This is a genomic window from Streptomyces sp. NPDC040610, from assembly GCF_055594065.1.
In genome coordinates this window covers 128819-155783 of sequence record NZ_JBVIXA010000007.1, presented here as the reverse complement: position 1 = coordinate 155783, position 26965 = coordinate 128819, and the positions used below count along the sequence as shown (strand labels likewise).

The following is a 26965-nucleotide window of genomic DNA, read 5'->3' as shown; positions in this document are numbered from 1 at the left end:
ATATCGCCCGGTGTGCGGCATTTGCTGGGCGCGGCTACCGTGGCTCGCATGGGCGCCGGAGCGGCGGTGGAGCTGACGGCTGGAGAGCGGCAGGTACGGCTCTCCAGCCCCGACCGCGTGCTGTTCCCCGAGCGCGGCTTCACCAAGCGCGACCTCGCGGAGTACTTCATCGCCGTCGGCGACGGCATCGTACGGGCGCTGTGCGACCGGCCGACCACCCTGGAGCGCTACCCGGAGGGCCTCGGCGGCGAGCACTTCTACCAGAAGCGCGCCCCCAAGAACCTGCCCGACTGGATCCCCACCGGCACCATCACCTTCCCCAGCGGCCGCACCGCCGACGAGATCTGCCCCACCGAGGTCGCCGCCGTCGTCTGGGCCGCCCAGTTCGGCACGTTCACCTTCCACCCCTGGCCGGTCCGCCGCGCCGAACCCGACCACCCCGACGAACTGCGCATCGACCTCGACCCCCAGCCCGGCACCGACTACGCCGACGCCGTCCGCGCCGCCCACGGACTCAGGGAGGTCCTGGAGGACTTCGGCCTGCGCGGCTGGCCCAAGACCTCCGGCGGGCGCGGCATCCACGTCTTCGTGCCCATCGCGCCCCGCTGGACCTTCGTCGAGGTGCGCCGCGCCGCCATCGCGTGCGGCCGGGAGCTGGAGCGCCGCGATCCGGACGCGGTGACCACCGCCTGGTGGAAGGAGGAGCGCGGCGAGCGCATCTTCGTCGACTTCAACCAGACCGCACGCGACCGCACCATCGCCTCCGCCTACTCGGTGCGCGCCCGACCGCACGCCCCCGTCTCCGCGCCGCTGCGCTGGGACGAGATCGACGACGCCGTGCCCACCGACTTCGACATCGGCACCATGCCGGGACGCTTCGCCGAGGTCGGCGACGTACACAAGGACATGGACGAGCACGCGTTCTCGCTGGAGGGGCTGCTGGAACAGGCCGACCGTGACGAGCGCGACCACGGGCTCGGCGACATGCCCTATCCGCCCGAGTACCCGAAGATGCCGGGAGAGCCGAAGCGGGTCCAGCCGAGCCGCGCGAAGCACGACGACGACTGAACCCGCTTTCTCTCAGGGGCTCTTGCTACAACTCCTTGATCCGGATGTCCCGGTACGACACCACGTCCGTGACGCCGTGGACCTGGAGCCCGATGTACCCGGACGCGAAGCGGCGGCCGTCCGTGCCGGGGTCGTCGCCGCGCGGCGGCTCGAAGAGCTGGCCGCCGGTGTTGTCGAACTCGTTCAGCAGGACACCGTTGCGGTAGATCGAGTAGTGCTGGTCGACCACGCGGATCTCGTAGTCGTTCCAGGTGCCCTTGGGCGTCACACCCGCGCCCGCGAGGCCGACGCGGTCGAAGCCGTACACCGAACCGGTCTTGTACATGTCGCCGTCGGGACGGTCGAGGACCTGCACCTCGTGCCCGTACTTGATGGCGACCCACTCCGGACGTGACTCCTCCGGGTGGTCGTGGACCTGCGGGAAGCGCACGAACACACCGGAGTTGGCGTTCCCGGCGGCCGGGGCGTCGTCGCGCCACTGGAGCTTCAGCGAGAAGTCCCCGTACTTGCGCTCGGGGAACCACAGCATGCCGAGGCCGTTCTTCGTGGTGCCCGAGGTCATCGACCCGTCGGCGTTCAGGCCGAACGAACCGCCGCCCACCTGGCTCCACTTGGCGAAGGACTTCTGGGTGCCGTCGAAGAGGTGACGGTAGCCCTCGGTCTGGCCGGGCTTGCCGATGCCCGACTGCTTCGCCGCCTTGTTGATCTTGTTGTACTCGCGCTGGTCGATCTCGGCGGTCTTCTTGAGGCGGTCCGTGACGGTCTTGACGTGCTTGAGGAACAGCGCGTGCGACGACCAGTCCTTCTCGTCCTCGATCAACTCCCCGATCCGGCAGCGGTTGTTGGTCACCCGGTTCGGGATGCCCGTGTCGACCGTCCCGACGAAGACCGTCAACCGCTCGTCGTACTCGGGGCAGTTGGGCCCGGGGACCCCGCCGCCCTCGTCGACCGTGAACGCCACCGACTTCGCGGGCGCGGTGTTGCCCGCCTTGTCGCTCGCCCGGTACGCCACGGTGTGCCGCCCGACGCGGTCGACGACCACGGGTGCCGCGTACGCCACGTACGGGCCGCCGTCCAGGGAGTACTCGACCTTGTCCACGCCCGAGCCGGAGTCGGTCGCGGTGACCGTCACCTTGGCCTTTCCGATGTAGGCGCCGTCGGAGTTCTTGTCGCCCTCGACCTTCGCCGACGTCTCCGGCGGCGTCTTGTCCTCGGTCGGCGGCGCGACCACCGTGAACTCCACCGACTTCTCCGGGGCGACATTGCCCGCCTTGTCGGAGGCGCGGTAGCGGACCTTGTGGCTGCCCACCTCGTGCACCATCACCGGCGTCGTGTACGGCTGCCAGGCGCCGTCGCCGATCGCGTACTCGACCTTGTTGAGGCCCGAGCCCGCGTCGGACGCCGTCACCGTCACCGTCGCCATGCCGAGGTACTGGCCCTGGCCGTTCTGCTGACCGCTGACCGTCGCCGAGGTCTCCGGCGGTGTCTTGTCGTCGGTCGGCGGCGCGACGACCTTGAAGTCGACGGCCTTCTCCGCCGCCACGTTGCCCGCCTTGTCGGACGCCCGATAGCGGATCTTGTGCGTGCCGACGGTGTTCACGACGACCGGCGCGGTGTACGGCTGCCAGGCGCCGTCGGCCCCGACCGCGTACTCGACCTTCTCGACACCCGAGCCGCCGCTCTCGTCGGTCGCCGTCACCGTGACCGTCGCCGAACCGACGTACGCGCCGTCGGAGTTGGTCGCCCCGTCCACCTTCGCCTTCGTCTCCGGCGCCGTGGTGTCCTCGCCGCCGCCCTCGGTCACGACCAGGATGCCCTGCATCGCGCCGTGGCCGGGGATGGTGCAGTAATAGCGGTAACGGCCCGGCTTGAGGGTGACCTCGGCCGTGTGCTTGCCGCCCTTGTCGTCGCCCGGGTTGGCGAGGATGTTCAGCGGGACGTCGTTGTTGTACTCCGGGTCGGAGACGTCGAACGTCAACGTGTGTGGCATGCCGGTGGTGTTGCCGGTGGCCACGCTGTTCTCGAAGACGATCGTCGTCTTGCCCGCGACCGCCGTGGCCGGCGCGGACTTGTACTTGGAGATGTCGTTGTCGGCCGTCCAGGTGAGCGTCTGCTCCTGTGCGGCCGGCCCGGTGTCGTCGGGGCGCGCGCTGGCCGCCGACGTCAGGCCGACCGCCATGAGGAGTGCGGCGAGCAGGGCCGTGAAGACCCTGCCGCGATGCGGCGCCCTCCGGACGCCGCCGCGGTGAGCGGATCTCATCATCCCGCCTTCCTCGCCAGGTCCGCCGCGGCCGGAGTGGCCGCGCCGCCCCTGTAAGTGACCCGCCACAGCGCCGACTTGGCGTCGGAGGTGAAGAAGCCGCGCCCATAGTCAAGGACGTACAGCGAGCCGTCCGGCGCGAACTTCCAGTCCATCAGGTTCTTGATGTTGTCGTTGCCCACCGGAATGATCTTCTTCAGCGATTCGGCGTGCACCGGCAGGCCGCCCTTGCCGACCGTCTTGGGGTCGGTGAGCACCGCGTGCCGCGGCTGGTCGCCGTCGTAGAAGTCCCCGACGAACCACTTGCCGTCCCAGTACGACGGCCACTTGTCCGCGCTCGTGCTCTGCGCGTCGTAGCGGTAGACCGGGCCGTTCATCGTGGCCTGGCCGCCGCCCTTGAGCCACGGCAGGAGCTGCTTCTGCTCCTCCGGCTTGTAGCTCGGCACGCCGTTGGCGTCGCGCGGGTAGTCGATGCCCCCGCCCTGCGGCGAGTACCAGATGGTGTTGGGCTCGGCCGGCGGGATCTTCACCAGGCCGTCGTTGTTGGGCGACTCGTTGCGCAGGTTCTTGCAGTCGTACCAGCCGAGCGGCTTGCTCGGGTCCGGCAGATTGCGGTCGCGGTAGGGCTGGTTGTTGCCCATGCAGTACGGCCAGCCGCGGTTGGAGGCGTGCGTGATGGCCGCGAACGTGTCGTACTTCGCCGGGCCCCAGGTCGTCGACGGCTGACCGGCGTCGGGGCCGACCCAGCCCGCGTACAGCGTGTCGGTCTTCTTGTCGACGAAGATGCGCGCCGGGTTGCGCACACCCATCACATAGATCTCGCCGCGCGTCTTGCCGCCGCCCTCGTCCGGCTCCTTGCCGGTGAAGAGGTTGCCGTCGGGCAGCGTGTACGTGCCGTCGGGCTCGGGGTGGATGCGCAGGATCTTGCCATTGAGGTTGTTGGTGTTGCCCGCGGTGCGGCGGGCGTCGGCGAAGGAGACGCCCTTGAAGTTGGGCTGCGGGTTGTTGCCCGAGTAGCCGTCGCTGAAGCCGGAGGAGTTGTTGTCACCGGTCGCGATGTACAGGTTGCCCTTGGAGTCCCAGGACATCCCGCCGCCGGAGTGGCAGCAACTGTGGACCTGTACGGGCCACTTGAGCAGCACCTTCTCGCTGCCGAGGTCCAGCTTGTTGGTGGCCTGGTCGAGGGTGAAGCGGGAGACGTACCGCTCGGCCATGTGCGTGTCGCGGTTGAGCTGCGAGTGCGGCGTGTAGTGCAGATACACCCAGCCGTTCCGCGCGAACCCCGGGTCAAGCTCGATGCCGAGCAGGCCCTCCTCGACCTTGATCAGCTCACCGCCGCCGCCCTTGTTGCCGAAGACGGACAGCGCCCCGGCCAGGGTCGACTTCTTGGTCTTCGGGTCGTAGACGTGGATCTCGCCCTTGCCCTTGCCGATGTCGGGGTTGTTCCAGTCGGTGATCACGGGCTGCGAGGAGTCGGCGCCGCCGCGGCCGATGTAGAACACCCGGCCGTCGGGGGCCGTGACCAGGCCGTGCGGCTCGCCGATCTGGTCGTTCTGGCCCGGCTTGTTGGGCTGGGTGAGGCGCTCGGCCTTGTAGTTCGCGTTGATGGTCGCCTTGCAGTCGGCGCGGGCGATGCGGGTCGTCCACAGCAGGGCGCCGCGCAGATGGCCGCGGAAGTCCGCCTCGTCGTAGGCGTCGGCCGTGCCGCCCATGCCGGTGTAGAAGGACCGGCCGCCGTCGTAGTCACGGCACCAGGACACCGGGTGGTCCGCGCCGTTCGCGCCCTCACCCGGCTTGTACGTGGCCTCACGCACCCGGGCCACGGTGTGCACGTTGCCCGACGGATTCGCCTCCCAGTTCAGCCACTTGTCGGGGCGCTTCCACTCCAGCGGAAGGTCCTTGGTGGCGGGGTTCTCGCGGTCGCCGACCTCGACGGTGGCGCGCTGGACGGCGGCGGGGCTCGCGTCCTTGGGACGGGCGCCGACGAGGCCGGTGAACCAGGACGAGTACGGCTCGGCGCGGGCCGCGTCGTGCAGGCCGAGGAAGCCGCCGCCGGCCTCCATGTAGGCCTCCAGGCCCGCCTCCTGCTCGGCGTCGAGGACGTCGCCACCGCCGGTCACGAACGTCACCGCGTTGAACTTGCCGAGCTTCCTGGCGTTGGTGAACACGGCCGGGTCGTCGGTGGCCGTCACTGTGAACCGCTGCTCGGCGGGGCCCGACTGGCCGATCTTCTCGATGGCGGCGATGGCCGCGTCGACGACCGGCGACTCGTCGCCACCGGCGGCCGAGCCGTAGAAGGCGAGCACACGCACGTTCGCGCCGCCCGGGGGAGCGGGCAGCGCGCGTGACATCGTTGTCTTCATCGCCTCCGCGTCGGGGGGCGGTTCCGGAAAGGGCCGCGCGGTCGCTGCGGGGCCCGTGAGGAGGCCGGCGGCTACGGCCCCGGCGGCCAGGGCCGCCGCCCAGGCGCGGCGCCTGGATCTGAGTCTGATTCTGCCCAACCCTCGTACGGTTGGGGGCGTTTGATGCGGTTTCAGCCGCATGAGTACACCCACCCATCGTCGGTCACGGCTACGGCGAATACATCAAGAGCACCGGAGAAGCTAGCCCCCCTTGGAGGGCTGGCGCCGACGAAGCTAGCCCTCTTTTGACGGCTAGCCAAGAGCTACGACATCACTTCGTGCGACCTTTGTCCTGCGTGTGGATAAACCGGAGCGCTGCCGCTAGCGTGTGGCCGGAATCCGGTGCCCCGGGTGCCCCGACCGCGTCCGTACGTAGCGTCAGTTTCCGTATATGAGTGGGGAGTTCGCCATGGACAGACGGAGCTTCAACCGCCGGATGCTGGCCGGGGGAGCGGCGGCCACCGTGGGGGTGACATCGTTGTCGGTGATGGCCGCGGACTCCGCGGCCGACGCCCCGCGCGCCGTCGATCCGCCGAAGACGGCCCCCGCGGGCGGCGAGGTGCGCCGCATCAAGATGTACGCGGAGAAGCTCCCGGACGGGCAGATGGGCTACGGCCTGGAGAAGGGCAAGGCCTCCGTCCCCGGGCCGCTGCTCGAACTCAACGAGGGCGACACCCTGCACGTCGAGTTCGAGAACACCACGGACGTCGACGTCAGCCTGCACGTCCACGGCATGGACTACGAGATCTCCAGCGACGGCACGAAGCACACCAAGTCCCAGGTGGCGCCCGGCGGCAAGCGCACCTACACCTGGCGCACCCACGCGCCGGGCCGCCGCAAGGACGGCACCTGGCGCCCCGGCACCGCCGGATACTGGCACTACCACGACCATGTGGTCGGCACCGAGCACGGCACGGTGGGCGTCCGCAAGGGCCTCTACGGCGCGGTGATCGTGCGCCGCAAAGGCGACATCCTGCCCGACCAGACCTGCGTCGTCGTCTTCAACGACATGATGATCAACAACAAGCCCGCGCACTCGGGGCCCAACTTCGAGGCCACGGTGGGTGATCGGGTCGAGTTCGTGTCGATCACCCACGGCGAGTACTACCACACGTTCCACATCCACGGTCACCGCTGGGCCGACAACCGCACCGGCCTGCTCACCGGCCCCGACGACCCGAGCCAGATCCTCGACGACAAGATCACGGGCCCCGGCGACTCCTTCGGCTTCCAGGTGATCGCGGGCGAGGGGGTGGGCGCGGGGGCGTGGATGTACCACTGCCATGTGCAGAGCCACTCCGACATGGGGATGGTGGGACTGTTCCTGGTCAAGAAGCCGGACGGCACGATCCCGGACTACGAGCCGCATCATCCGCACGCGGGGGCGGGGAAGAAGTCGGGCGGTGCCGAGTCGGGTGCGGCCGAGTCCGGCGGGGCAAGCGCAGATCACTCGCACCACTGACGCCGGTGCCGCGAGCGTCCCTGTGCCGTGCGTGGCGGATCCTCTTCGGAGGACACCGTTTTCACTCCAGTTCCTGCCGCCGTGGCGGCTACGGCCGCACGAACCGCCACCGGTACCGCAGGTCGGCGGGGTCGAGGTCGCGGCGGGCCGTCACGTAGGACGTGTTCGCGGTGTACGGCGTGCTCAGCCGCTTCTCGTCGTCCCACGACAGCCAGTTGGCCTCGCCCGCCCCGTTGAGGGAGAGCCGCCAGGCCTGGTTGAGGTCGTTCTCGTCGCACGGTCCCATCCAGGCGAGGCCCCAACCGCCGATGTCCGTCAGGCACTTGCCGTTGTCGCGGGAGACGATCCGGAAGCCGTTGTGGTCCCGCAGCTCGAAGGTCCACTGCTGGCGCGGGTCGCCCGCGTCGCAGACGGCGAACGTGGCGGTGCCCTGGAAGCCGTTCGCCGGGTCGGCGGCCGTGGTCATGCACAGGCCGTTGCCCACGTTGCGCCACTGCGACCAGGGGTCGTCGGCGCGCGGCGCGGGGTCGGCGGGGGCGTCGGCGCGCACGGGGACCGTGCCCGCGACGACGGTCCCGGCCAGGGCTGTGACCAGGGCTCCCGTCAGGGCGGCGAGCCTGCGTGCGGACCTCTTGTGGCGTGCGGACGTCATGCGTACTCCCTGCGCCGTGGCGGCGCGGGGCCGAGGGGCCGGGCGCCGCGCTGGATCACGTTCCGTGGCCCCGATGCTGACGCACGCGGCGAGCGATCCGCCATGCACGGAGCCGGGATGGCCCGCATGAGGTCACGGTCGGCCGAGAAGGGTGAACCGGCCCGCCCCGGGCTTCGAACGGGCACTGGCGAGCGGCGTGAATGTTCGATGGAGGGCGGTGGGTGCGGGGATATCCTGAGCGGCAACCGTCGACGAGGAGTTCCGAGGTGCCCCAGGCAGCAGCGCGCCCCACGCTGGAGGCCGTGGCCGCGCGGGCCGGGGTGTCGCGGGCGACGGTGTCACGCGTGGTGAACGGCGACGCCGGGGTGCGGGAAGCGCTCGCGGCGAAGGTCCGGCACGCGGTGCGGGAACTCGGCTACGTCCCCAACCGCGCCGCCCGCAGCCTCGTCACCCGGCGCCACGACGCCGTCGCCGTGGTCATCGCCGAGCCCGAGACGAGGGTGTTCGCCGACCCGTTCTTCGCCCGCCAACTACGGGGAATCAGCAAGGAACTGACGGCGCGTGATGTCCAGCTGGTGCTGCTCCTGACGGAGGGCAGGGACGACCACGAGCGGGTCGGGCGCTATCTCGCGGGCGGCCACGTCGACGGCGCCCTCGTCTTCTCGCTGCACCTGGACGACCCGCTGCCCGGCATCATCCACGGCGCCGGTCTGCCCACGGTGTTCGGCGGACGGCCGGGATGGACGGGCGGAGCGGGCAGCGTCCGTTACGTCGACTGCGACAACCGCGGCGGCGCCCGCCAGGCCGTACGCCACCTCACCGCCCTCGGCCGCACCCGCGTCGCGCACATCACCGGCCCCCTCGACCAGACCTCCGCCGTCGACCGCCTCGACGGCTACCGCGACGTCGTACCGGACGGTGACCCACGACTGGTCGCCGAAGGCGACTTCACCCCGGCGGGCGGCGAACGCGCGATGCGTACCCTCCTCGACCGCTGCCCCGACGTGGACGCGGTCTTCGCCGCCAACGACCTGTCGGCGGCCGGGGCGCTGCGCGTCCTGCGCGAGTCCGCGCGGCGGGTGCCCGAGGACGTGGCCGTCGTCGGCTTCGACGACATGCTGCCGCTGGCCGAGCAGGCGGATCCGCCGCTGACGACGGTGCGCCAGGACATCGAGGAGATGGGTCGCCTGATGGCGGCGATGCTGCTGCGCGACCAGGCGCAGGGGCAGACCCCGAGCCATGAGCAGGGGCAGCCGCGGGCCGGGACCTCGGACGCCCCGGGGGAGGCCGCGCGCGTGGTGCTGCCGACGGAACTCGTACGCCGGGAGTCCGCGTAGCGGTACTCGTACGCCGGGGAGATCCTTTTCCGCAACCGGTCACACTTCCCGTGCCCCACGAGTCATAGCAGTGAGCCCCGCGGAACGCGCGGGGCCGCCGGGAGCGGAGGCTTCCGGGTGCGACGAGTGGGGAGCGGTCATGGCGGGAACGATCCTGGTCACCGGGGGTACGGGCACGCTCGGCCAGCTGGTGGTGCCGTTGCTGCGCGAGGCGGGTCGTGACGTGCGCGTGCTGACCCGGAACGCCCGGCCCGCGCGGGACGGCGTCGAGTACGTCACCGGGGACCTGGTCAAGGGCGAGGGCATCGAGCAGGCCGTGGCCGGGGCCGAGGTCGTGCTGCACCTCGCGGGCGGCCCGAAGGGCGACGAGGAGGCGGCCCGCAACCTGGCCCGCGCCGTCGCCGACGCCGGGGTGCGCCACCTCGTGCACATCTCGGTCATCGGCGCCGACCACATGCCGATCGGCTGGTTCCGCGCCAAGCTGGGCGCCGAGCGCGCCGTGGCCGATTCGGGCGTGCCGTGGACGACGCTGCGGGCCGCCCAGTTTCACGACCTGGTCCTGACCATCGTGTCCAAGATGGCGAAGCTCCCGGTGATCCCCGTCCCCGGTGGCCTGCGCTTCCAGCCGGTCGACGCGCGCGAGGTCGCGGCCCGGATCGCGGAGCTGACCCTCGGCGAGCCCGCGGGCCTGGTGCCCGACCTGGCGGGACCGAAGGTGTACGGCATGGGCGAGCTGAGCCGCGGCTACCTGGAGGCCCGCGGCAAGCACCGCCTCCTGATGCCGGTACGGATGCCCGGGAAGGTCGGGCGGGCGTACCGCGCGGGGGAGAACCTGACGCTGGACGGCGCCGCCGTGGGCCGCAGGACGTGGGAGGACTTCCTGGTCGAGCGAGTGGAGGCCTGACGCGGGGGCCGCGGTGGGGGCTCGGGCCGGATGGGTGGAAGGGCCGGGTGGGGTCGACGGGCCGGACAGGATGAAGGGCCGGACGGGGGCGGGCACCGGAAGGAGCTGCCCGCCCCCTGGAACGCGCGGCGGAGCCGCTACGCCCCGACCGACACCGTGAACCTCCGAGGGTTCCCGTCGTGCGCCGCCCCCGACACGTCCGGCTGGCCGTCCGGACGGACGTCGTCGTACGGGAAGGCGTACCCGATGGGCGAGTTGGCGTGGACCACGCGGGCCCAGTGGTTGGTGACGTCGCCGCGGTAGTAGTCGCCGGACGTCGTGCCGTCTGGCTGCGAAGGGTGGGTCAGCATGATGCTGCGGTTGAAGCCGGCGGCGAGGCGGGCCAGGAGGCCCTTCTTGTCGTCGGAGTCGTTCGGGTTGTTGGCGAACGGGCCGTGGTTGCAGGTGAAGATGTCCTTCGACGAGGGCTTGGCGAAGGTGTGGCCGCCCTCGAAGGTGAGCGTGTCCCCGGAGACCCGGCCGACGCGCACGCCCCGGCCGCCCTGGAGGTCGATCCGCAGGTCGGTGGCGCGGTACTTGTCCCACACCTGGTCGACGTAGCCCTTGAAGAGGTCACGGAACGGCATCTGGTCGGGGCGGTCGAAGTACGGGGCCATGAGGTTCTGCGGGGAGATCACCCGCAGTACGCCGCCGTCGCCGCGGATCACCAGCTTGTCCCAGGGCTGCCCGTCCCGGCCCGCCTGCGCCACCAGATCGGCGGCGATCTTGTCGACGGCGCCGTCGGGCAGCGGCGCGACGGTGTGCGTGGCGTCGCCCGCCAGGGTCAGGCCGATGGGCAGCGCGGTCACCAGGTCGACGTAGCTGATGTTCGCGTACAGCTGGGTGCTGTTGAAGGTGAACTCGCAGAACGACCACGTGCGGCCGTAGTTCGGGTCCTCCTTCGTGGCGAAGGCGGGCTCGACGAGGCTCGGGCCCGGGTTGAGGAAGAAGTCCAGCTTGTCGTCGCGGACGAAGTAGACGCGGGCGCCGTACATCTGAGGAAGCGTCAGCACCTTGGGTGCCGAGCCCGCCGCGCCGAGAGGGATGGCGCAGTCCACCGGCAGCGGTGTCTGCGGGGCCGACGGCGACTCCGGGCGGTAGACCCCGCCGTCCGGCTTGAGCAGCAGCCAGCGGTCGGTGCCCGGCTCGTGCCCGGTGACGTACGCGCGGACCTGGCCCGGCAGCGACTTGTTCCGCAGGGCGAGTTCGCAGGTCGCGGGTGCGGCGTCGGCGCGCGGGCTGAGCGCGGGGCCCCAGGCGGGGTAGGTGAGGGCGCCCGCGGCGGCCGCGGACGACGTCAGGAACACTCTGCGCGAGATCACGGAAATTCTCTCCTGGCTGGAATGTGGGGGGAGTTGAGCAGGAGTACGGCCCGGGCGCGGGGTGGTGCGTCGACGTGCCCCCACTGTTGCCGCGGTGAAAACGTGGCGTCAAGAGCTGTGGCTGAGAGCGCTCTCAGAATCTTGTCCGCGTTCACAAGGTGATGACGGGTGGGTGCGGAGGGTGACGGAAAGACGACCGGGTGGTGCGACGGGCGGTGACGGTGGGTGCCCGGGCCCGGTCAGCGCGCGCGGATTGTCAGTGCCCGGTGGAAGACTCGGAAGCGACGGTCCCGCGGGCGACGGGGACGGTCCTGTGAGACGACAGGCGCGACAAAGGAGTCGATCATGCTCAGTGATCTCACGCTCACCGGTGCCCCGATCTGGGTCGATCTGGGGACGCCGGACATCGACGGCGCGGCCGCCTTCTACCGCGCGGTCTTCGACTGGGACTTCGAGAAGGGCGGCGAGGACGTCGGCGGGTACGGCACGTTCCAGCTCGGCGGCAGGACGACGGCAGGCGGCATGACGGTCACGCCCGACATCGGCGCCCCCTCCTGGTCGCTGTACTTCTGCACGCCCGACGCGGACGCCACCGCCAAGCAGGTCGAGCGGGCCGGCGGCCGCACCCTCTGGGAGCCGACGGACGTCCTCGACCTCGGCCGCATGGCGGGCTTCGCCGACTCGGGCGGCGTCGCCTTCTCCGTCTGGCAGCCGGGGCGGAACAAGGGCCTGGAGCTGGTGAACGAGCCGGGCGGACTGATCTGGACGGAGCTGTACACCCCGGACATCGAGGCGGGCGCCGCGTTCTACGACATCGTGTTCGGCTGGAAGACCATCGCGCAGCCCTTCGAGGGCGGGTCGTACACCATGGTGTATCCCGCCGACGGCACCCCGGACGACATGTTCGGCGGCCTGTGGCCGCTGGACCAGGACCCGGTCGAGCAGGAGGCCGGGGTCTACTGGATGCCGTACTTCCAGGTGGCCGACATCGACGCGGTCGTGGAGAAGGCGCGCACGAACGGCGGCACGGTCCGGGCCGAGCGGATGGACCTCGCGGGGGTGGGCGCGTTCGCGAAGCTCGCCGATCCGCACGGCGCGCGGTTCGCGCTGATGCAGCCGGAGCCGTCGCAGGGCTGAGGCGGTCGGAGCAGCCGCAGGGCTGATGAGGTCGGAGTCGCCGCAGGGTCGAGAAGCGCCGGGGGAGCGGTGCCGGGGCGTGCCCTGGGGCGCTGGTCGCGGTGCCGGTGAGAGCCGGTCCCGGGGCGTGCGGCGCGCCGCGTTGAGCGAACGTTGATCGCTTGTTTCGCGGCGTCAAGCACGATCACCACATGCACTATGACACCACTTTGACCGAGCCCGAACTGGCCTGGCAGGAGCAGGCGCTGTGTGCGCAGACCGGGCCCGACTTCTTCTTCCCCGAGCCGGGCAGCTCGGTGCGCGAGGCCAAGCGCATCTGCCTCCTGTGCGACATGCGCGAGACGTGCCTCACGTACGCACTCGACAACGACGAGCGGTTCGGGGTCTGGGGCGGGCTCTCCGAGAAGGAACGGCAGAGCCTCCGCCGCGACCAGGCCTGAGACCGCGGCGAGCGGCCGTGCCCGGCCCGGTCCGCACGGGGGGAACCGGGCCGGGCACGGCGCGCACCGGGGTTACGCGTAGCTCACCTCGATCCGTCGCGTGCCCTCCGGGACGTGGACGTCGGCGCCGCTCACCGGCACCTCGCGGCCGTCCGCCGATGCCGACCGCACGCTGCCGAAGCGGCACGGGTAGACGTACCGGACCCGCTCCGGGGCCCCGGTGATGTCCACGGTCACCGTGCGCGCGCCCGCGTCGTGCGTGAGCCGGTAGCCGAAGGGCGCGCCGAACAGCGTCGGCGCGTCCTCGACGGTCACCGTCTCGCCGTCCGGCACCCAGTGCGGACGCACGCCCGGGGCGATGTACACATGCGGATCGCGGTCCTCGTCGGCCTCGAAGAACAGGATGTCGCGGAGCAGCAGCAGATACTCCGCGGCGGCCCAGCCGTGCGGGATGTCCCCCATGTACCAGTGCCGGTACGGGACTTCGGTGAAGCCCGACGCCACGGGGAACGCGTGCTGCTCGTTCCACGCGCCGAGCGCCACCGCCCGGTCGTCGACGCGCGCCATGGAGGCGGCCACGGCCCAGCCGAGCAGCGCGTCCATCCGCGCGGGGTCCCCGGCGAGCAGATACGCGTGCGCCAACTGCGTGGTCAGATACGGCCCGTAGGCGTTCCAGGCCGCCTCGTGCCGGAAGCCGCCCGTCACGAACCGCCCGTACATGGTGTCGAGGGTCCAGCGCGCCGCCCGGTCGACGTCGTCACCGAGCTTGTTGCCCATGTGCAGGCGCAGCGGATGGAAGTACGCCGCCGCGCCGATCATCGTCGAGTCGCGCCGTCCGACGTCACCGGGCCCGGTCGGGATGTACGTCTCCCACTCGCCACGCCGCCGCTGCTCGTCCAGGACCCAGCGGATCGACGCCGCCGTGGCCTGCTTCAAGTCGTCGAAGGCGGCCCAGAGCTCCCGCACGTCCGGGGTGCCCAGACGCTCGGCGAGTCGCGCCGACTCGTACAGGCCCGCGAGGCCCCACAGGTCGTCCCAGTAGTGCGGCTTGTCGCGCTCGCCCAGGTGCTCGGCGCTCCAGCCGCTGTGCAGCAGGCCGTTCCCGTCCCGGTTGTCGCGCAGCCAGCGGGCGCCGTCGATGACGTACGGCGTGTACAGCTTCGCGCCGAACGCGGCGGCGGGGCCCGCCGTGCGGTCGTAGCGGCCGATCGCCCACAGCGCCTGGCCGTTGCTGTCCCACTCGTGGTCGTCGCGCTCGTGCGGCCCGCCGTAGAAGCCGTACTCCGCGCACGGCCCGATCCGGCCCGTGCCGCGGTTGAACCGCCCCGGATAGTGCGTGCCCAACTGGTGCTCCGCGAGCGCCGCGTCCCCCACCAGGGAGCACGCCGTCGCCTCCACCGAGGAGTCGCGGATCCAGAACGAGTCGTACACCGTGGGGCCCGGGTGGATCTCCCCGTGGTCGGAGAGGACGAGCAGCTGCGAGCGCGCCTGCCGGAACAGGTCCGCCAAGTGCCCCACCGGCCTGGGAAGGCGGGGCTGCACGCCCTGCCCGAGGAGCTTCGCCGCCCAGAACGCCCGGTTGGCCCCGGCCAGTTCGTCGGCGGGCGTCGCCCGCAGCTCCGCGAGGTCGGCCGCGCCGCTGTACAGGTCGACGGGCAGCCGCACGTCGACCTCGAACACCTCGTCGCCCGCGATCCGGAACGGCCACGCGAACGCGCCGCTGCACAACCCGGCGACCTGGTCCTGCGCCTGCGCCGCGCCGTTCAGTTTGCCGCCGACGACCAGGTCGTGGAACGGGCTGCGCGCCAGATACGTGGCCGGGTCGAGCGAGAAGTCCGGGTTGCCGTACACCCCGTAGTGCTCGGGTGCCGTGTCGAACGCCGGACCCCAGCCGCTGTTCGTCTCCACCCGCGCCTCGTCGGGCAGATACCGCAGGAAGGTCAGCCTCCGGTCGGTGCCGGAGGGGTCGCGGCGGTCGTGCCGCTGGAAGCCGCTCGGCCCCGCGGGCAGCACGGCCGCGCACAGCCAGCCCTCGCGCGCGGGCCCGCCGGGACCCGTGACGCTCAGCCGCGTCACGGTGAGGTCCCGCTGCCGCGCCCCGACCGGCACCGCGAACGTCCGCTGCGTGAACCCGAGGCCGTCCGTCCCGCGGAACGTCGTCACGACCTCCGGCACATGCGGTGCCTCCATGCGCTGCGTGACCGTGCCGCACTCCGCGAGCTGCGGCATCCTGACGGTGCCCGTCGCCGGGTCGTACAGGAAGAACGCCAGGCAGTACTTGTCGTACACCGGCTCGATCTCCCCGGCCTGCCCGATCAGCGACTCCTGGCGGTGGTCCTTGACTCCCACCATGTGCCAGTAGCGGTAGAGCGCGTTCGAGGCGAAGGCGGCCTCACGCGACTCGTACGTGCCCGCGTCGAAGTCGTCGCTCCAGCGCCGGAAGGCGGTCTGCGCCCACCACGGCACGGGGTACGGCACCCGTGCCCGGTCCGCCCAGCTGCGCCACATGACCTCGTAGAACATCCACTCGTGGGTCCGTGCCACTCCGTGCACCCCCTGCGGTCGACGGCGGCTGTGTCCGTCCGCCCAACTCCGACCAACATGGCACCGCGGGCAGGGGCCGTAAATGGACCCGGGCTCAGCCCCGCGCGGCCATGCGCGCCCGGCGGGCGGCCAGGCGCTCGTCGAACTTCGTGGCCTCCGCGTCCAGGCCGCCCATGAAGAGGCCCAGCTCCTCCTGGGCGCGGGCGCCCTCGGGGCCGAGTCCGGGGACCTCCATGACCTTGAGGAAGCGCAGCACCGGCTGCAGCACGTCGTCGTGGTGGATGCGCAGGTTGTAGACACCGCCGATGGCCATCTGCGCGGCGGCGCGCTCGAAGCCGGGGATGCCGTGTCCGGGCATGCGGAAGCCGACGACGACATCGCGCACGGCGCACATCGTGAGGTCGGGGGCGAGGTCGAAGGCGGCCCGCAGCAGGTTCCGGTAGAAGACCATGTGCAGGTTCTCGTCGGTGGCGATGCGCGACAGCATCCGGTCGCAGACCGGGTCCCCGGACTGGTGTCCGGTGTTGCGGTGGGAGATGCGCGTGGCCAGCTCCTGGAAGGCGACGTACGCCACGGAGTGCAGCATCGAGTGCCGGTTGTCCGACTCGAAGCCCTCGCTCATGTGCGCCATGCGGAACTGCTCGAGCTGGTCGGGGTCGACGGCACGGGACGCGAGGAGGTAGTCACGCATCACGATGCCGTGGCGCCCCTCCTCGGCGGTCCAGCGGTGCACCCAGGTGCCCCAGGCGCCGTCGCGGCCGAACAGCGAGGCGATCTCGTGGTGGTAGCTGGGGAGGTTGTCCTCCGTGAGCAGGTTCACGACGAGGGCGATCCGGCCGATGTCCGTGACCGGCGACTGCCCCTTCTCCCAGGCCTCGCCGTCCTCGAAGAACCCGGGGAAGTTCCGGGCGTCGGAGAACGGCACGTACTCGTGCGGCATCCAGTCCTTGGCGACGCCCAGGTGCCGGTTGAGCTCCTTCTCGACCACTTCTTCCAGGGCGTACAGGAGCCGGGCGTCGGTCCATGTGTCCGTGCTGCCGAGGTGGGAAGGGGTGATCGTCACGGGGGCTCCTGGGGACGGGAGGGGGAGGGGTGCGGTGCGAGGGGGGAGCCACGGCACCGCGAGCGGTTTTTACCTACGGCATCGTAGGTTACGTTCCCGTAGGTTAAGCCCTCCGTAAAGAGCCCCCCAAATCGGGGTCGGCCGCGGCCCCCGGCCCGGCGTCAGCGCACCCCGCTCCCGGGCGCCCCCACCGACCGCCGCAGATGCTCCGCCGTGTGCGACCCGCGCGCCCCGAGCAGCTCCCCGGGCGTCCCCTCGAAGACGATCCGCCCGCCGTGCTTGCCGCCCTCGGGCCCCAGGTCGATCACCCAGTCCGCGTGCTTGACGACGTCCAGGTTGTGCTCGACGACGAGCACGGTGTTCCCGGCGTCGACGAGCCGGTCCAGCATGGCGAGCAGTCCGTCCACGTCGGCCATGTGCAGGCCGGTCGTCGGTTCGTCGAGGACGTACGTGGTGCCGGTCCGGTGCAGCTGGGTGGCGAGCTTGATGCGCTGGCGCTCGCCGCCGGAGAGCGTGGACAGGGGCTGACCGAGGGTGAGGTAGGTCAGGCCGACGTCCCGCAGGGCGTGCAGTCGGCGGCTCACCGCCGCGTCGGGGAAGTCCGCGAAGAAGGCGAGCGCCTGCTCGGCGGTCATGTCCAGGAGGTCGACGACGGAGCGCCCGCCCACGGTCAGCCGCAGCACCTCGTCCTTGAAGCGCCTCCCCTCGCAGGCCTCGCACGTCGTGGTGACCGGGTCCATGAAGGCCAGGTCGCTGTAGATGATCCCACGGCCCTGGCAACTCTCGCACGCGCCCCGGGAGTTGAAGCTGAACAGGCCGGGCTCGGTGCCCGTCCGCTTCGCGAAGAGCGCCCGGATCCGGTCCATGATCCCCAGATACGTCGCCGGGGTGGACCGCCCCGAGATGCCGATGGCCGACTGGTCGACGGCCACGGCGTCGGGGTGCTGCTCGACGAAGGCCCCGGACACCAGCGTGCTCTTGCCGGAGCCCGCCACGCCGGTGACGGCCGTGAGCACCCCGGTGGGCACCCGCACGCTCACGTCCTTGAGGTTGTGCAGATCGGCCCCCTTGATCCACTCGCCTCCGACCGGCTCGCGCGGGTGCTCCTTGACGCCGCTGGTGCGGCGCAGACACCGGCCCGTGAGGGTGTCGGCGGCCCGCAGCTCCTCCGGGGTCCCCTCGAAGACGACGAGGCCGCCGTCGCCGCCCGCGGCCGGGCCCATGTCGACGATGTGGTCGGCGAGGGCGATCACGTCCGGGTCGTGCTCGACGACGAGCACGGTGTTGCCCTTGTCGCGCAGCCGAAGCAGCAGGTCGCCGAGGCGCCCCACGTCCCGCGGGTGCAGGCCGACGCTGGGCTCGTCGAAGATGTACGTCATGCCGGTGAGGCTGGAGCCCAGGTGGCGCACCATCTTCAGGCGCTGGCCCTCGCCGCCGGAGAGCGTGGACGTCTCGCGGTCCAGACTCAGATAGCCGAGGCCGATCGCCTCGATCCGTTCGAGCGCGGCGACGGCGGCCCCGGCGATGGGCCCGGCCACCGGGTCGTGGATGCCGCCGAGCGCCGCGATCAGGTCGGTGACCTCCATGCGCGTGCAGTCGGCGATGGACAGGCCGCCGATGCGAGTGGCGAGCGCGGCCGGGTTCAGGCGCGCGCCGTCGCAGGCCGGGCAGTGGCCCTCGACGAGGAAGGGCTGCACCGTGTCGCGGGTCCTCTGGGAGAGCGCCGACAGGTCGCGGTGCAGATAGAGCCGCTCGAAGCGGTCGGCGAGACCTTCGTAGTCGATGTCGCGGGCGCCGCCGGTGTTGTCGACGTTGACCTTGCCGGCCTTCTTGCCGCGCCCACCGCCGCGCATCAGGAACTGCCGTTCCGCGGCGGTGAATTCACCGACCGGCTTGTGCGTGTCGAGGTCGGTGGTGTTCGTGTACGTCTGGCCCTGCCAGGTCCCGACGGCGAACGGCGGGAAGAGGATCGCGCCGTCCGCCAGGGACTTGGCCGGGTCCAGGAGGCGGTCGTAGTCGGGCCGGACCGTGCGGCCGAGCCCGGCGCACTCGGGGCACATCCCGCTCGGGTCGTTGAACGAGTACGCGGTGGCCGGGCCCGCGCTCGGGGTGCCGTGCCGCGAGAACAGGACCCGGATCACCGAGTAGATGTCCGTCATCGTGCCGACGGTGGAGCGGGAGTGGCCGCCGATCGGCTTCTGGTCGACGACGATCGCGGGCGCGAGGTCCTCGATGGCGTCCGCGTGCGGCCGCTCGTACTTCGGCAGCCGGTTGCGGATGAACCAGGTGAACGTCTCGTTGAGCTGGCGCTGCGACTCGACGGCGATCGTGTCGAAGACGACCGACGACTTCCCGGACCCCGACACCCCGGTGAAGACCGTCAGACGGCCCTTCGGGATGCGCAGGTCCACCTCCTTCAGATTGTTCTCACGGCCTTTGCTGATGGTGATGTGCTGGTGGTCCGACGAGGTGTGCGGTGAGTGACTGGCTGCTCGCATACACGCGAAGCTAGCCGGAATACCCGACAGCCTCTGTCCTGATTTACGCGCCGATCCGGGAGCTGTCGGCCACTCCTGCCACCTCCTCGGTCTCCGCTGCCGCCGCCGTGTCCGCGGGGCTCTCGGCGGTCTCGTCGTTCTCGGCGTTCTTGGCGTTCTCCGTGAACTCCATGACCGCCGCGAGGTCCGCGAACTCCTTCAGCTCCCCGTCGAGCAGCAGCCAGCGGGTGATGCCGATGGACTCCAGGAACGGCAGGTCGTGGCTGGCCACGATCAGCGCGCCCTCGTAGCTCTCCAGGGCGGTCGACAGCTGCCGGACGCTCGCCATGTCGAGGTTGTTCGTCGGCTCGTCGAGCATCAGGAGCTGCGGCGCGGGCTCGGCGAGCAGCAGCGCGGCGAGCGCCGCCCTGAACCGCTCGCCCCCGGAGAGCGTCGCGGCCTGCTGGTCCGCCTTCGCGCCCTTGAACAGGAAGCGGGCCAGACGTGCCCGGACCCGGTTGTTCGTGGCGTCCGGCGCGAACCGGGCGACGTTCTCGGCGACGGACAGCTCTTCGTCGAGTACGTCGAGTCGCTGCGGCAGGAAACGCAGCGGGACGTGCGCCTTCACCTCCCCGCCGAGCGGGTCGAGTTCGCCGCTGATCGTCCTGAGCAGCGTCGTCTTGCCCGCGCCGTTGCGGCCGACCAGCGCGATCCGCTCGGGTCCGCGCAGATCGAACCCGCCCTTCACGCGCGCTCCATAACGGAGCGTCAGATCGAGGAGCGTCAGGACGGTGCGGCCCGGCGGGACCGCTGTGTACGGCAGGTCGACGCGGATCTCGTCGTCGTCGCGCACCGCCTCGACGGCGTCGTCCAGGCGCTCCTTGGCCTCGCTGAGTTTCTCCTCGTGCATGATGCGGTGCTTGCCCGCGGACACCTGGGCGGCACGCTTGCGCGCTCCCATGACGATCTTCGGCTCGCGCTTCTGGTCGTGCATCTTCTGGCCGTACCGCTTGCGGCGGGCCAATTTGACCTGGGCGTCGACGAGTTCGCGCTTCTGCTTCTTCAGATCGGACTCGGCGACGCGCACCATGCGCTCCGCCGCCTCCTGTTCGACGGCGAGCACCTCCTCGTACGCGCTGAAGTTGCCGCCGTACCAGGACACTTCGCCGTCGCGCAGGTCGGCGATGTGGTCGACGCGGTCGAGCAGCTCCCGGTCGTGGCTGACCACGACGAGCACGCCGGACCAGGCGTCGACGGCCGCGTACAGGCGCCGACGGGCGTGCAGGTCCAGGTTGTTGGTGGGCTCGTCGAGCAGCAGGATGTCGGGCCTGCGCAGCAGCAGCGCGGCCAGGCGCAGCAGCACGGACTCGCCGCCGGACACCTCGCCCGTGGTGCGGTCCAAGCCGATGTGGCCGAGGCCGAGCTGGTCGAGGGTCGCCGCGGCGCGCTCCTCGACGTCCCAGTCGTCGCCGACGGCGGTGAAGTGCCGCTCGCTCGCGTCGCCCGCCTCGATGGCGTGCAGGGCGGCGCGGGTGGCGGCGATGCCGAGCACCTCGTCCACGCGCAGGGTGGTGTCCAGGGTGACGTTCTGCGGCAGGTAGCCGACGTCGCCCGCGGTGCGGACGGCGCCGTCCGTGGGCGTCAGTTCACCCGCGACGAGCTTCAGGAGGGTCGACTTGCCCGAGCCGTTGCGGCCGATCAGACCGGTCCTGCCGGGGCCGAACGCGGCCTGGAGGCCGTCGAAGACGCCGGTGCCGTCGGCCCAGGCGAAGGCGAGGGAGGTGCAGGTGATGGAGGTGGTGGGGGACAAGGACATACGGGCCTCGCGGTTGCTTGTGGTGCGGCGGGTGTGGGCAACGTGTGCGGGACACCGCGAGGGTCGTGTGTGCGTCGGCTCGCCGTCGGGGCGCCGGGGTTGCCGGGGCCGGACGGCGGGGGCGGTCACGCCGGGGGGCCGGAGAAGAAAAGAAGGCCCGGTGCCGGAACGGACGGCTCGTACGCCGAGGTCGCACACATCGTGCGCAGCGGAGAACTCACGGCAGGCGCGGAGTTCGTCGACAGCTGCGACGCGGTGTCTCAAGACCTCAGACGAGCAACGTCCTTCTCCTATCGACGGCAACAGATCCGCTATACACCGTAGAAGCGCGGTGGGGGTCTGTCAACGGGGTTTTCGGGGGCCTTCTGCGGGTGGGGGGGCGGGCGCTCCCGCCCCGGTGCCCTCCGCCATCAGCGTGCCGGTTCGGACGGCCGCCGCGCAAAGGAGTTTTCGCTCGGCGCCGCGCGGCGGGGCGGCCGTCGGTGATGTCGGATTCTCGCCAGACCCCGCCCCGCGCCCCTGCTTGAGTACCGGCCATGACGAACCAGCACGCCACCGCGACCGCCTTCCGTGCCCTGCACACCCCCGGTACCCCGCTCGTCCTGCCCAACGCCTGGGACCTCGCGAGCGCCCGCGTCGTCGAGTCGGCGGGCGCCGCCGCCGTCGCCACCACCAGCGCGGGCCTCGCCTGGGCCCTCGGCGCCGCCGACGGCGACCGGCTGACGCGGGACCGGGCGCTCGCCCCCGTCGCCGCCATCACGGCCGCGGTCGACGTGCCGGTGACCGCCGACATCGAGAGCGGGTACGCCGAGGACGCGGCGGGCGTCGCGGACACGGTGCGCGCCGTCCTCGCCGCCGGGGCGGTGGGCGTGAACATCGAGGACGCGCTGTACGGGGCGGCCGAGCCGCTGCGGCCCGTCGCCGAGCAGGCGGAGCGGATCGCGGCCGCGCGCGGCGCCGCCGACGCGGCGGGCGTGCCGATGTTCGTGAACGCGCGCGTCGACACCTACCTGCGGGGCGTCGGCGACGGTCCGGACGCCCGGCTCGCGCTGACCCTGGAGCGGGCCGCCGCGTTCCTCGCCGCGGGCGCGGACGGGGTCTTCGTGCCCGGCGCGGTCGCCCCGGACACGGTCAAGGCGCTGGTCGAGGGCGTCGACGGGCCGCTGAACGTGATGGTGGGGCCGGGCGCCCCGACGGTCGCGGAGCTCGCGGGACTCGGCGTCGCGCGCGTCAGCGTCGGCTCGGGCATCGCGCAGGCGGTGCACGCCCTGGTCCGCGGGGCCGCGCGGGAGCTGCTGACCGAGGGGACGTACGGGGCGCTGGCGGGCGGGCTCGACTACGGGGAGCTCAACGGGCTGTTCAGCCGCTGAGGCGGGCCGCGGGGGCGGTGGACGTGCAGGGGGCGGCCACGGCGCGGCGGGCGGTGGCGGCGCGGCGGGCGGGGCCGGGGCCCCGGCTCAGCACGCGTCGCGCATCAGGTCGGCCAGATCCTGGTCCAGGTCGACGTGCAGGTGCTCCTGGCCGACCGGGACGAGGGCGGTCGTGCGCTGCAGGAAGCGGCGCAGGTCGCCGGTCTGGACGTGCACGATGGCCGTGCCCTCGGGGGCGTGGAACTCCAGGACCGTGCGGTCGTAGCCGTAGGGCCGCACGCGCACGTCGCCGTCGCCCACCGCGTTCTCCACGCCGTGCGTGAGCAGTTCGCGGGCGAACGTCCAGTAGACCTCCACGCCCTCCAGCGTCGCCGGGGCCGGGAAGCTCATGCGGACGGCGAAGGGGTCGCGCCCGTCGTAGTGGAGGGTGGCGGGAATGGTGGGCATCCGGGGCGCGGCGGCGACCAGGCGGGCCTCAACGGCTTGCTCGATGACAGTGGACAACGCCTGCTCCCTCAACTCTGACGGCTGGACGACCTGGGTGTGCACGACCGGGGTCGGACACTTGAATAGACGTTGGAAACGGAGGATCCGTGCACGCGAGGACCCCGCTGGAGCGAGTGACCTCTGTCACCGCGACACCCGGGTACCGCGACTGGTTCCCGTCCACCCCCGCCCGGGCGACCGCCGAAAGGCCCAGTACCCGCCATCTGGACGAGGCCCCGGGGGTGGGCTAGCTTCGGCCCGCCATGAGGGCCACGGGGCGGCTGGACCGGGAGGGGCGTGCGATGCGTGGGGTACGGAAAATACGGGCGGGGCTGGCGATGCGTACGGGGAATGCGGAATGTCCTGGGCAGGAGGTGGGCCCGGCGCGGTCCCGGTGGACGAGCCGTGGCGTGTGGGCCGGGCTCGGCGCGGCGGCGCTCGCGCTGACGTCGGTCGCGGCGGTGCCGCCCGCACAGGGCGAACCGTCGACCTCGGCCGGCCGGGGTGAACCGAGCGCCGCGTCGGTCTCCCTCGCGACCGGCGACGCGAGCAGCACGACCCGGCCCGCCTGGTCGCTCAAGGCCACCGGCACCGACGCCCGCTTCCGGGGCCTCGCCGCCGTCAGCCGCAGCACCGCGTGGACCGCCGGGACGAAGGGCACCGTGCTGCGCACCACCGACGGCGGCGCGAGCTGGCGGAACGTGTCGCCGCCCGGCGCCGAGGGCCTCGAATTCCGGGACGTCGAGGCGTTCGACGGGCGCCGCGCCGTGGTGCTCGCGATCGGTGAGGGCGAGGCGTCCCGGGTGCTGCGCACCGACGACGGCGGAGCCACCTGGACGGAGTCCTTCCACAACACCGACCCCAAGGCGTTCTACGACTGCATGACGTTCTTCGACCGCCGCCACGGCCTGGCGATGAGCGACCCGGTGAACGGCAAGTACCGCATCCTGTCGACCGCCGACGGCGGCCGCTCCTGGAAGGTGTTGCCCGACCGGGGCATGCCGAAGGCGCAGGAGGGCGAGTCGGGGTTCGCCGCGAGCGGCCAGTGCCTGGTCAGCTCGGGCCCGCGCGATGTGTGGCTGGCGACCGGCGGTGCGGCCCGCGCGCGGGTCCTGCACTCCGCCGACCGGGGCCTGACGTGGACCGTCACGGACGCCCCGATCCCGGGCGGCGACCCGGCGCGCGGCGTCTTCGGCCTGGCCTTCCGCGACCGCGCGCACGGCATCGCGGTCGGCGGCGACTACCGCGCCGACCAGCAGTCGCCCCGCGCCTCCGCGACGACCACCGACGGCGGCCGCAGCTGGCGGCCCGCCGCGAAGCCCGTCCCCGCGTACCGCTCGGGCGTCACCTGGCTCCCGCACACCCGCCGTTCGGCCCTCGCCGTCGGTCCCACGGGCACGGACCTCACGACGGACGGCGGCCGCAGCTGGCGGACGGTCGACACGGGTTCGTACGACACCGTCGACTGCACGCGGGACCTGGGCTGCTGGGCCGCGGGGGAGAAGGGACGGGTGGCGCGGCTCGAACGGGGGTGAGGCGGCGGCACCGGAACGAGGGGCCGCGTCCTGAACGCCACCCGCTCCGGTGCCCGTCGGGCTGCCGAGCCGGACTCAGCCCGGCAACTGCTGCCGGTAGCGGTCCAGCTCGGGCGCCGTCTTCGTCGCCAGGAACTCGGTGATGCGGTACGCGCACACACCACCGACGGTGAACGGGTCGCTCGCCGCCAGCTTCTCGATCTCCTCCCGGCTTTCGCCCACGGCCAGGATCACGCCGCCGTCGCGCGGGTTCTTGCGCCCCGACGCGATGAAGACGCCTGCCGCGTACTGGGCGTCCAGCCAGGCGACATGCTCCGCGAGCAGGGCGTCGACGCGTTCGACGGGGGCGGTGTAGGTCAGCTCCATGACAAACATGATCGTGAGGCTACCCGGGCCCGGCGGCGGGCCCGGCCCCGGACCACCCGCCCCCGCTCGGTGCCGTCGGCCCCCACCCGGTGCCGCCCGACTCCGCCCCTGGGCCGACCCCATAGGCTCGGCCCACCATGAACACGACGACCACCACCACGATCCCGCCCCTGCCCGCCGACTGGCCCACGGACGAGGCGGCGGCCCGCGCCGTCCAGGACGCCCTGCGCGAGCGGGTCGTACGCGACGAGCCCGGGCCCCGGCCGGGCACCGGACACGTCACGGGCGTGGATGTCGCCTACGACGACGAGCGCGACGTGGTCGCCGCGGCCGTCGTGGTCCTCGACGGGGCGAGCCTGGAGGTCGTCGAGGAGGCGACGGCGGTCGGCCGGGTCGCCTTCCCCTACGTGCCGGGCCTGTTGGCGTTCCGGGAGGTCCCGGCGGTCCTCGCGGCCCTGGACGCGCTGACGGCCGACCCGGGGCTCGTCGTGTGCGACGGGTACGGCATCGCGCACCCGCGCCGCTTCGGGCTCGCGAGCCACCTGGGCGTGCTGACCGGGCGGCCCACGATCGGCGTCGCCAAGAACCCGTTCACCTTCGCGTACGAGGCGCCCGGCGCCGCACGCGGCAGCGCGGCGCCGCTGCTCGACGGCGCGGAGGAGGTCGGCAGCGCACTGCGCACCCGCGACGGCGTCAAGCCGGTGTTCGTCTCGGTGGGCCACCGCGTGACCCTCGCCGACGCCCGCGCCCACACCCTCCACCTCACCCCGCGCTACCGCCTCCCCGAGACCACCCGCAGGGCGGACGCGCTGTGCAGGGCGGCACTGCGGGAGGCGACGGGCGCCTGACGCGTGCCGCCTGCCGCAGCCAACGGCGCCTGACGCGTGCCGCCCGCCGCAACTAGCGAGCACCTAATGCGTGCCGCCCGCCGCAGCCAACGACCGCCCGGCGCGTGCCGCACCCCGCAGCCGACGGGGACACCGCACGAAACGCATCACCAGGCACCGCACGCCGCCCCGCCCACACCTCACCGCACCGCGGCCACCCTGAACCCGATCCCCGCGTCCATGAGTCGCTTGGTCAGCGCGTCGCCCATCGCCACGGTCGTGGTCACCTGGCCCGCGACGGCGGGCAGTTCGTCCAGGGCCAGGGACATCGCGCCCTCGGCGAGGATCTTCGCGGTCTCGCCGTAGCCGGGGTCGCCGCCCCACACCTCGGTGTACACGCGCCTGCCGCCGCCCTCGCCGACGAAGCGCATGGAGAACCAACTGGTCGCACGGCGGGCCGCGTCGGGCCCCTCGCCGGGCTTGAGGAGGCCGGCGAGCCAGCGCCGCGCCTGCGGCACCTGGGCCGCGGTGAACAGCGCGCCCGCGGCCGCCACCCCGCCGAGGGCGACGGGGAGCGACTTCACGGCGGCGTAGTGGCGGTAGCGGAAGTCGGGGCCGTAGCGGGGCAGCGCCCGCGCGGAACGCGCCACGATCTGCGGGTCGATGGTCGGCAGCGGCAGCGCCCAGGCGCCGACCTCCCCGGCGTAGCGGGGACCGCTCGCCGGGGTGGACGCGCGGCGCTCCACGAGCCGCGGCTCGTGCCGCCGCCGGTCCCGCGCGGCGGCCAGCATCTGCGGCCCGCGCGCGAACTGCTGGAGCACGGACGAGAACGTACCGCCGGAGAAGCGCGCGTCGGCGCTGACGAACCCGTCGACGCGCAGCGGCACGTCCTCCGGGAGCTGGCGCACGGTGTAGTACGCGCCCAGGTCGTGCGGCACGGAGTCGAAGCCGCAGGCGTGCACCAGGCGCGCGCCGGTCTCCCGCGCGCGGGCGTCGTGCCGCACGTAGACGAGGTCCACGAACTCGGGCTCGCCGCACAGGTCGACGTAGTCGGTCCCGGCCTCCGCGCACGCGGCCACCAGGTCCTGCCCGTGGCTGAGGTAGGGCCCGACGGTGCTCGCCACCACGCGCGCCCCCGCCGCCAGCTCCCGCAGGGCCACCGGGTCGGTGGCGTCCGCGTGCACGACGGGCAGCTCCGCGCAGCCCGGCCGGTCCTCCGCGAGCCGCTCCCGCAGCCGCCGCAGCTTGGCCGCGTCCCGCCCGGCGATGGCCCACCGCAGGGTGTCGGGGGCGTGCGCGGAGAGGTACTCGGCGGTCAGCGCCCCCACGAAACTCGTCGCTCCGAAGAGCACGATGTCGTAGGGACGGTCCTTGTCATGACTGGTCATGGCACCTCTCAGCCGTGTGTCCCGCGCCGTTGTCGGTGGCTGAGGCTAGCGTGAACGAGCGGGTCCCGAA

At 72.2% G+C, this 26965-nt stretch carries 20 protein-coding genes; 9 read left to right on the top strand and 11 right to left on the bottom strand.

The window, feature by feature from the left end; all coding sequences use genetic code 11:
• Positions 1–48: 48 nt before the first annotated feature.
• Positions 49–1068 carry a non-homologous end-joining DNA ligase gene (gene ligD / locus ACZ6AA_RS24425; RefSeq protein WP_471459943.1) on the top strand — a complete coding sequence of 340 codons (1020 nt, stop codon included), beginning with the start codon at positions 49–51 and terminating at the stop codon, positions 1066–1068.
• Between the two features lie 25 nt (positions 1069–1093).
• Here the strand turns inward: ligD and ACZ6AA_RS24420 are convergent, their stop codons facing one another.
• Both ACZ6AA_RS24420 and ACZ6AA_RS24415 read right to left on the bottom strand, forming a co-directional pair.
• On the bottom strand, positions 1094–3331 hold the full coding sequence (locus ACZ6AA_RS24420; RefSeq protein WP_471459941.1) for an OmpL47-type beta-barrel domain-containing protein: 2238 nt from the start codon (positions 3329–3331) through the stop codon (positions 1094–1096).
• On the bottom strand, positions 3328–5871 hold the full coding sequence (locus ACZ6AA_RS24415; protein WP_471459939.1) for a ThuA domain-containing protein: 2544 nt from the start codon (positions 5869–5871) through the stop codon (positions 3328–3330). The genes ACZ6AA_RS24420 and ACZ6AA_RS24415 overlap by 4 nt, the downstream gene beginning before the upstream one ends.
• A gap of 268 nt (positions 5872–6139) precedes the next feature.
• On the opposite strand from ACZ6AA_RS24415, the gene ACZ6AA_RS24410 reads away from it, so the two are divergent.
• Positions 6140–7192 carry a multicopper oxidase domain-containing protein gene (locus ACZ6AA_RS24410; RefSeq protein ID WP_471459937.1) on the top strand — a complete coding sequence of 351 codons (1053 nt, stop codon included), beginning with the start codon at positions 6140–6142 and terminating at the stop codon, positions 7190–7192.
• Positions 7193–7280: 88 nt separating this feature from the next.
• Here ACZ6AA_RS24410 and ACZ6AA_RS24405 read toward each other — a convergent pair whose 3' ends face one another.
• On the bottom strand, positions 7281–7844 hold the full coding sequence (locus ACZ6AA_RS24405) for an RICIN domain-containing protein (protein WP_468454909.1): 564 nt from the start codon (positions 7842–7844) through the stop codon (positions 7281–7283).
• Positions 7845–8146: 302 nt separating this feature from the next.
• Between ACZ6AA_RS24405 and ACZ6AA_RS24400 the strand changes: the two genes are divergently transcribed.
• Complete coding sequence (locus ACZ6AA_RS24400; protein ID WP_468455064.1) at positions 8147–9181, top strand: LacI family DNA-binding transcriptional regulator; 1035 nt, start codon at positions 8147–8149, stop codon at positions 9179–9181.
• A 139-nt stretch (positions 9182–9320) separates the two neighbouring features.
• A complete protein-coding gene (locus ACZ6AA_RS24395; protein WP_471459933.1) occupies positions 9321–10085 on the top strand; it encodes an SDR family oxidoreductase in 765 nt (254 codons plus the stop codon).
• A 137-nt stretch (positions 10086–10222) separates the two neighbouring features.
• On the opposite strand, the gene ACZ6AA_RS24390 is transcribed toward ACZ6AA_RS24395, so the two are convergent.
• A complete protein-coding gene (locus tag ACZ6AA_RS24390) occupies positions 10223–11446 on the bottom strand; it encodes a glycoside hydrolase family 64 protein (RefSeq protein WP_471459931.1) in 1224 nt (407 codons plus the stop codon).
• A gap of 345 nt (positions 11447–11791) precedes the next feature.
• Between ACZ6AA_RS24390 and ACZ6AA_RS24385 the strand changes: the two genes are divergently transcribed.
• Positions 11792–12583 carry a VOC family protein gene (locus ACZ6AA_RS24385; protein WP_471459929.1) on the top strand — a complete coding sequence of 264 codons (792 nt, stop codon included), beginning with the start codon at positions 11792–11794 and terminating at the stop codon, positions 12581–12583.
• Between the two features lie 191 nt (positions 12584–12774).
• Positions 12775–13023 (top strand): WhiB family transcriptional regulator, encoded by a 249-nt coding sequence (locus ACZ6AA_RS24380; protein ID WP_380855964.1) that lies wholly within the window; start codon positions 12775–12777, stop codon positions 13021–13023.
• Between the two features lie 72 nt (positions 13024–13095).
• Here ACZ6AA_RS24380 and ACZ6AA_RS24375 read toward each other — a convergent pair whose 3' ends face one another.
• The 4 genes from ACZ6AA_RS24375 to ACZ6AA_RS24360 all read right to left on the bottom strand — a co-directional run bounded on the left by ACZ6AA_RS24375 (position 13096) and on the right by ACZ6AA_RS24360 (position 20923).
• Positions 13096–15567 (bottom strand): glucosidase family protein, encoded by a 2472-nt coding sequence (locus ACZ6AA_RS24375; RefSeq protein ID WP_471459927.1) that lies wholly within the window; start codon positions 15565–15567, stop codon positions 13096–13098.
• Between the two features lie 94 nt (positions 15568–15661).
• Positions 15662–16630, bottom strand: coding sequence for an acyl-ACP desaturase (locus ACZ6AA_RS24370; protein ID WP_468454919.1), 969 nt, complete (start codon positions 16628–16630; stop codon positions 15662–15664).
• A gap of 161 nt (positions 16631–16791) precedes the next feature.
• Positions 16792–19128: an ATP-binding cassette domain-containing protein gene (locus ACZ6AA_RS24365; protein ID WP_468483563.1), complete on the bottom strand. Its 2337-nt coding sequence runs from the start codon at positions 19126–19128 to the stop codon at positions 16792–16794.
• Positions 19129–19171: 43 nt separating this feature from the next.
• Positions 19172–20923, bottom strand: coding sequence for an ABC-F family ATP-binding cassette domain-containing protein (locus tag ACZ6AA_RS24360; RefSeq protein WP_471459925.1), 1752 nt, complete (start codon positions 20921–20923; stop codon positions 19172–19174).
• Positions 20924–21459: 536 nt separating this feature from the next.
• On the opposite strand from ACZ6AA_RS24360, the gene ACZ6AA_RS24355 reads away from it, so the two are divergent.
• Positions 21460–22293 carry an isocitrate lyase/PEP mutase family protein gene (locus ACZ6AA_RS24355; protein ID WP_471459923.1) on the top strand — a complete coding sequence of 278 codons (834 nt, stop codon included), beginning with the start codon at positions 21460–21462 and terminating at the stop codon, positions 22291–22293.
• Positions 22294–22380: 87 nt separating this feature from the next.
• Here the strand turns inward: ACZ6AA_RS24355 and ssgD are convergent, their stop codons facing one another.
• Positions 22381–22797 carry a spore wall synthesis regulator SsgD gene (gene ssgD / locus ACZ6AA_RS24350; protein ID WP_468454927.1) on the bottom strand — a complete coding sequence of 139 codons (417 nt, stop codon included), beginning with the start codon at positions 22795–22797 and terminating at the stop codon, positions 22381–22383.
• 392 nt (positions 22798–23189) lie between these two features.
• On the opposite strand from ssgD, the gene ACZ6AA_RS24345 reads away from it, so the two are divergent.
• Positions 23190–24314 (top strand): WD40/YVTN/BNR-like repeat-containing protein, encoded by a 1125-nt coding sequence (locus ACZ6AA_RS24345; RefSeq protein WP_468455066.1) that lies wholly within the window; start codon positions 23190–23192, stop codon positions 24312–24314.
• Between the two features lie 75 nt (positions 24315–24389).
• Here the strand turns inward: ACZ6AA_RS24345 and ACZ6AA_RS24340 are convergent, their stop codons facing one another.
• The gene (locus ACZ6AA_RS24340; protein WP_468454929.1) at positions 24390–24689 is read right to left on the bottom strand and encodes a YciI family protein; all 300 of its coding nucleotides are present in this window, start codon (positions 24687–24689) and stop codon (positions 24390–24392) included.
• Positions 24690–24817: 128 nt separating this feature from the next.
• On the opposite strand from ACZ6AA_RS24340, the gene ACZ6AA_RS24335 reads away from it, so the two are divergent.
• A complete protein-coding gene (locus tag ACZ6AA_RS24335; protein WP_468454931.1) occupies positions 24818–25528 on the top strand; it encodes an endonuclease V in 711 nt (236 codons plus the stop codon).
• 179 nt (positions 25529–25707) lie between these two features.
• On the opposite strand, the gene ACZ6AA_RS24330 is transcribed toward ACZ6AA_RS24335, so the two are convergent.
• Positions 25708–26895 (bottom strand): saccharopine dehydrogenase family protein, encoded by a 1188-nt coding sequence (locus tag ACZ6AA_RS24330; protein WP_468454933.1) that lies wholly within the window; start codon positions 26893–26895, stop codon positions 25708–25710.
• Positions 26896–26965: the final 70 nt, after the last annotated feature.

Coding starts and splice junctions, on each gene's coding strand:
- ligD (WP_471459943.1), top strand. CDS start 49: ATGGGCGCCGGAGCGGCGGTGGAGCTGACGGCTGGAGAGCGGCAGGTA.
- ACZ6AA_RS24420 (WP_471459941.1), bottom strand. CDS start 3,331: ATGATGAGATCCGCTCACCGCGGCGGCGTCCGGAGGGCGCCGCATCGC.
- ACZ6AA_RS24415 (WP_471459939.1), bottom strand. CDS start 5,871: ATGCGGCTGAAACCGCATCAAACGCCCCCAACCGTACGAGGGTTGGGC.
- ACZ6AA_RS24410 (WP_471459937.1), top strand. CDS start 6,140: ATGGACAGACGGAGCTTCAACCGCCGGATGCTGGCCGGGGGAGCGGCG.
- ACZ6AA_RS24405 (WP_468454909.1), bottom strand. CDS start 7,844: ATGACGTCCGCACGCCACAAGAGGTCCGCACGCAGGCTCGCCGCCCTG.
- ACZ6AA_RS24395 (WP_471459933.1), top strand. CDS start 9,321: ATGGCGGGAACGATCCTGGTCACCGGGGGTACGGGCACGCTCGGCCAG.
- ACZ6AA_RS24385 (WP_471459929.1), top strand. CDS start 11,792: ATGCTCAGTGATCTCACGCTCACCGGTGCCCCGATCTGGGTCGATCTG.
- ACZ6AA_RS24380 (WP_380855964.1), top strand. CDS start 12,775: ATGCACTATGACACCACTTTGACCGAGCCCGAACTGGCCTGGCAGGAG.
- ACZ6AA_RS24365 (WP_468483563.1), bottom strand. CDS start 19,128: ATGCGAGCAGCCAGTCACTCACCGCACACCTCGTCGGACCACCAGCAC.
- ACZ6AA_RS24360 (WP_471459925.1), bottom strand. CDS start 20,923: ATGTCCTTGTCCCCCACCACCTCCATCACCTGCACCTCCCTCGCCTTC.
- ACZ6AA_RS24355 (WP_471459923.1), top strand. CDS start 21,460: ATGACGAACCAGCACGCCACCGCGACCGCCTTCCGTGCCCTGCACACC.
- ACZ6AA_RS24340 (WP_468454929.1), bottom strand. CDS start 24,689: ATGTTTGTCATGGAGCTGACCTACACCGCCCCCGTCGAACGCGTCGAC.
- ACZ6AA_RS24335 (WP_468454931.1), top strand. CDS start 24,818: ATGAACACGACGACCACCACCACGATCCCGCCCCTGCCCGCCGACTGG.
- ACZ6AA_RS24330 (WP_468454933.1), bottom strand. CDS start 26,895: ATGACCAGTCATGACAAGGACCGTCCCTACGACATCGTGCTCTTCGGA.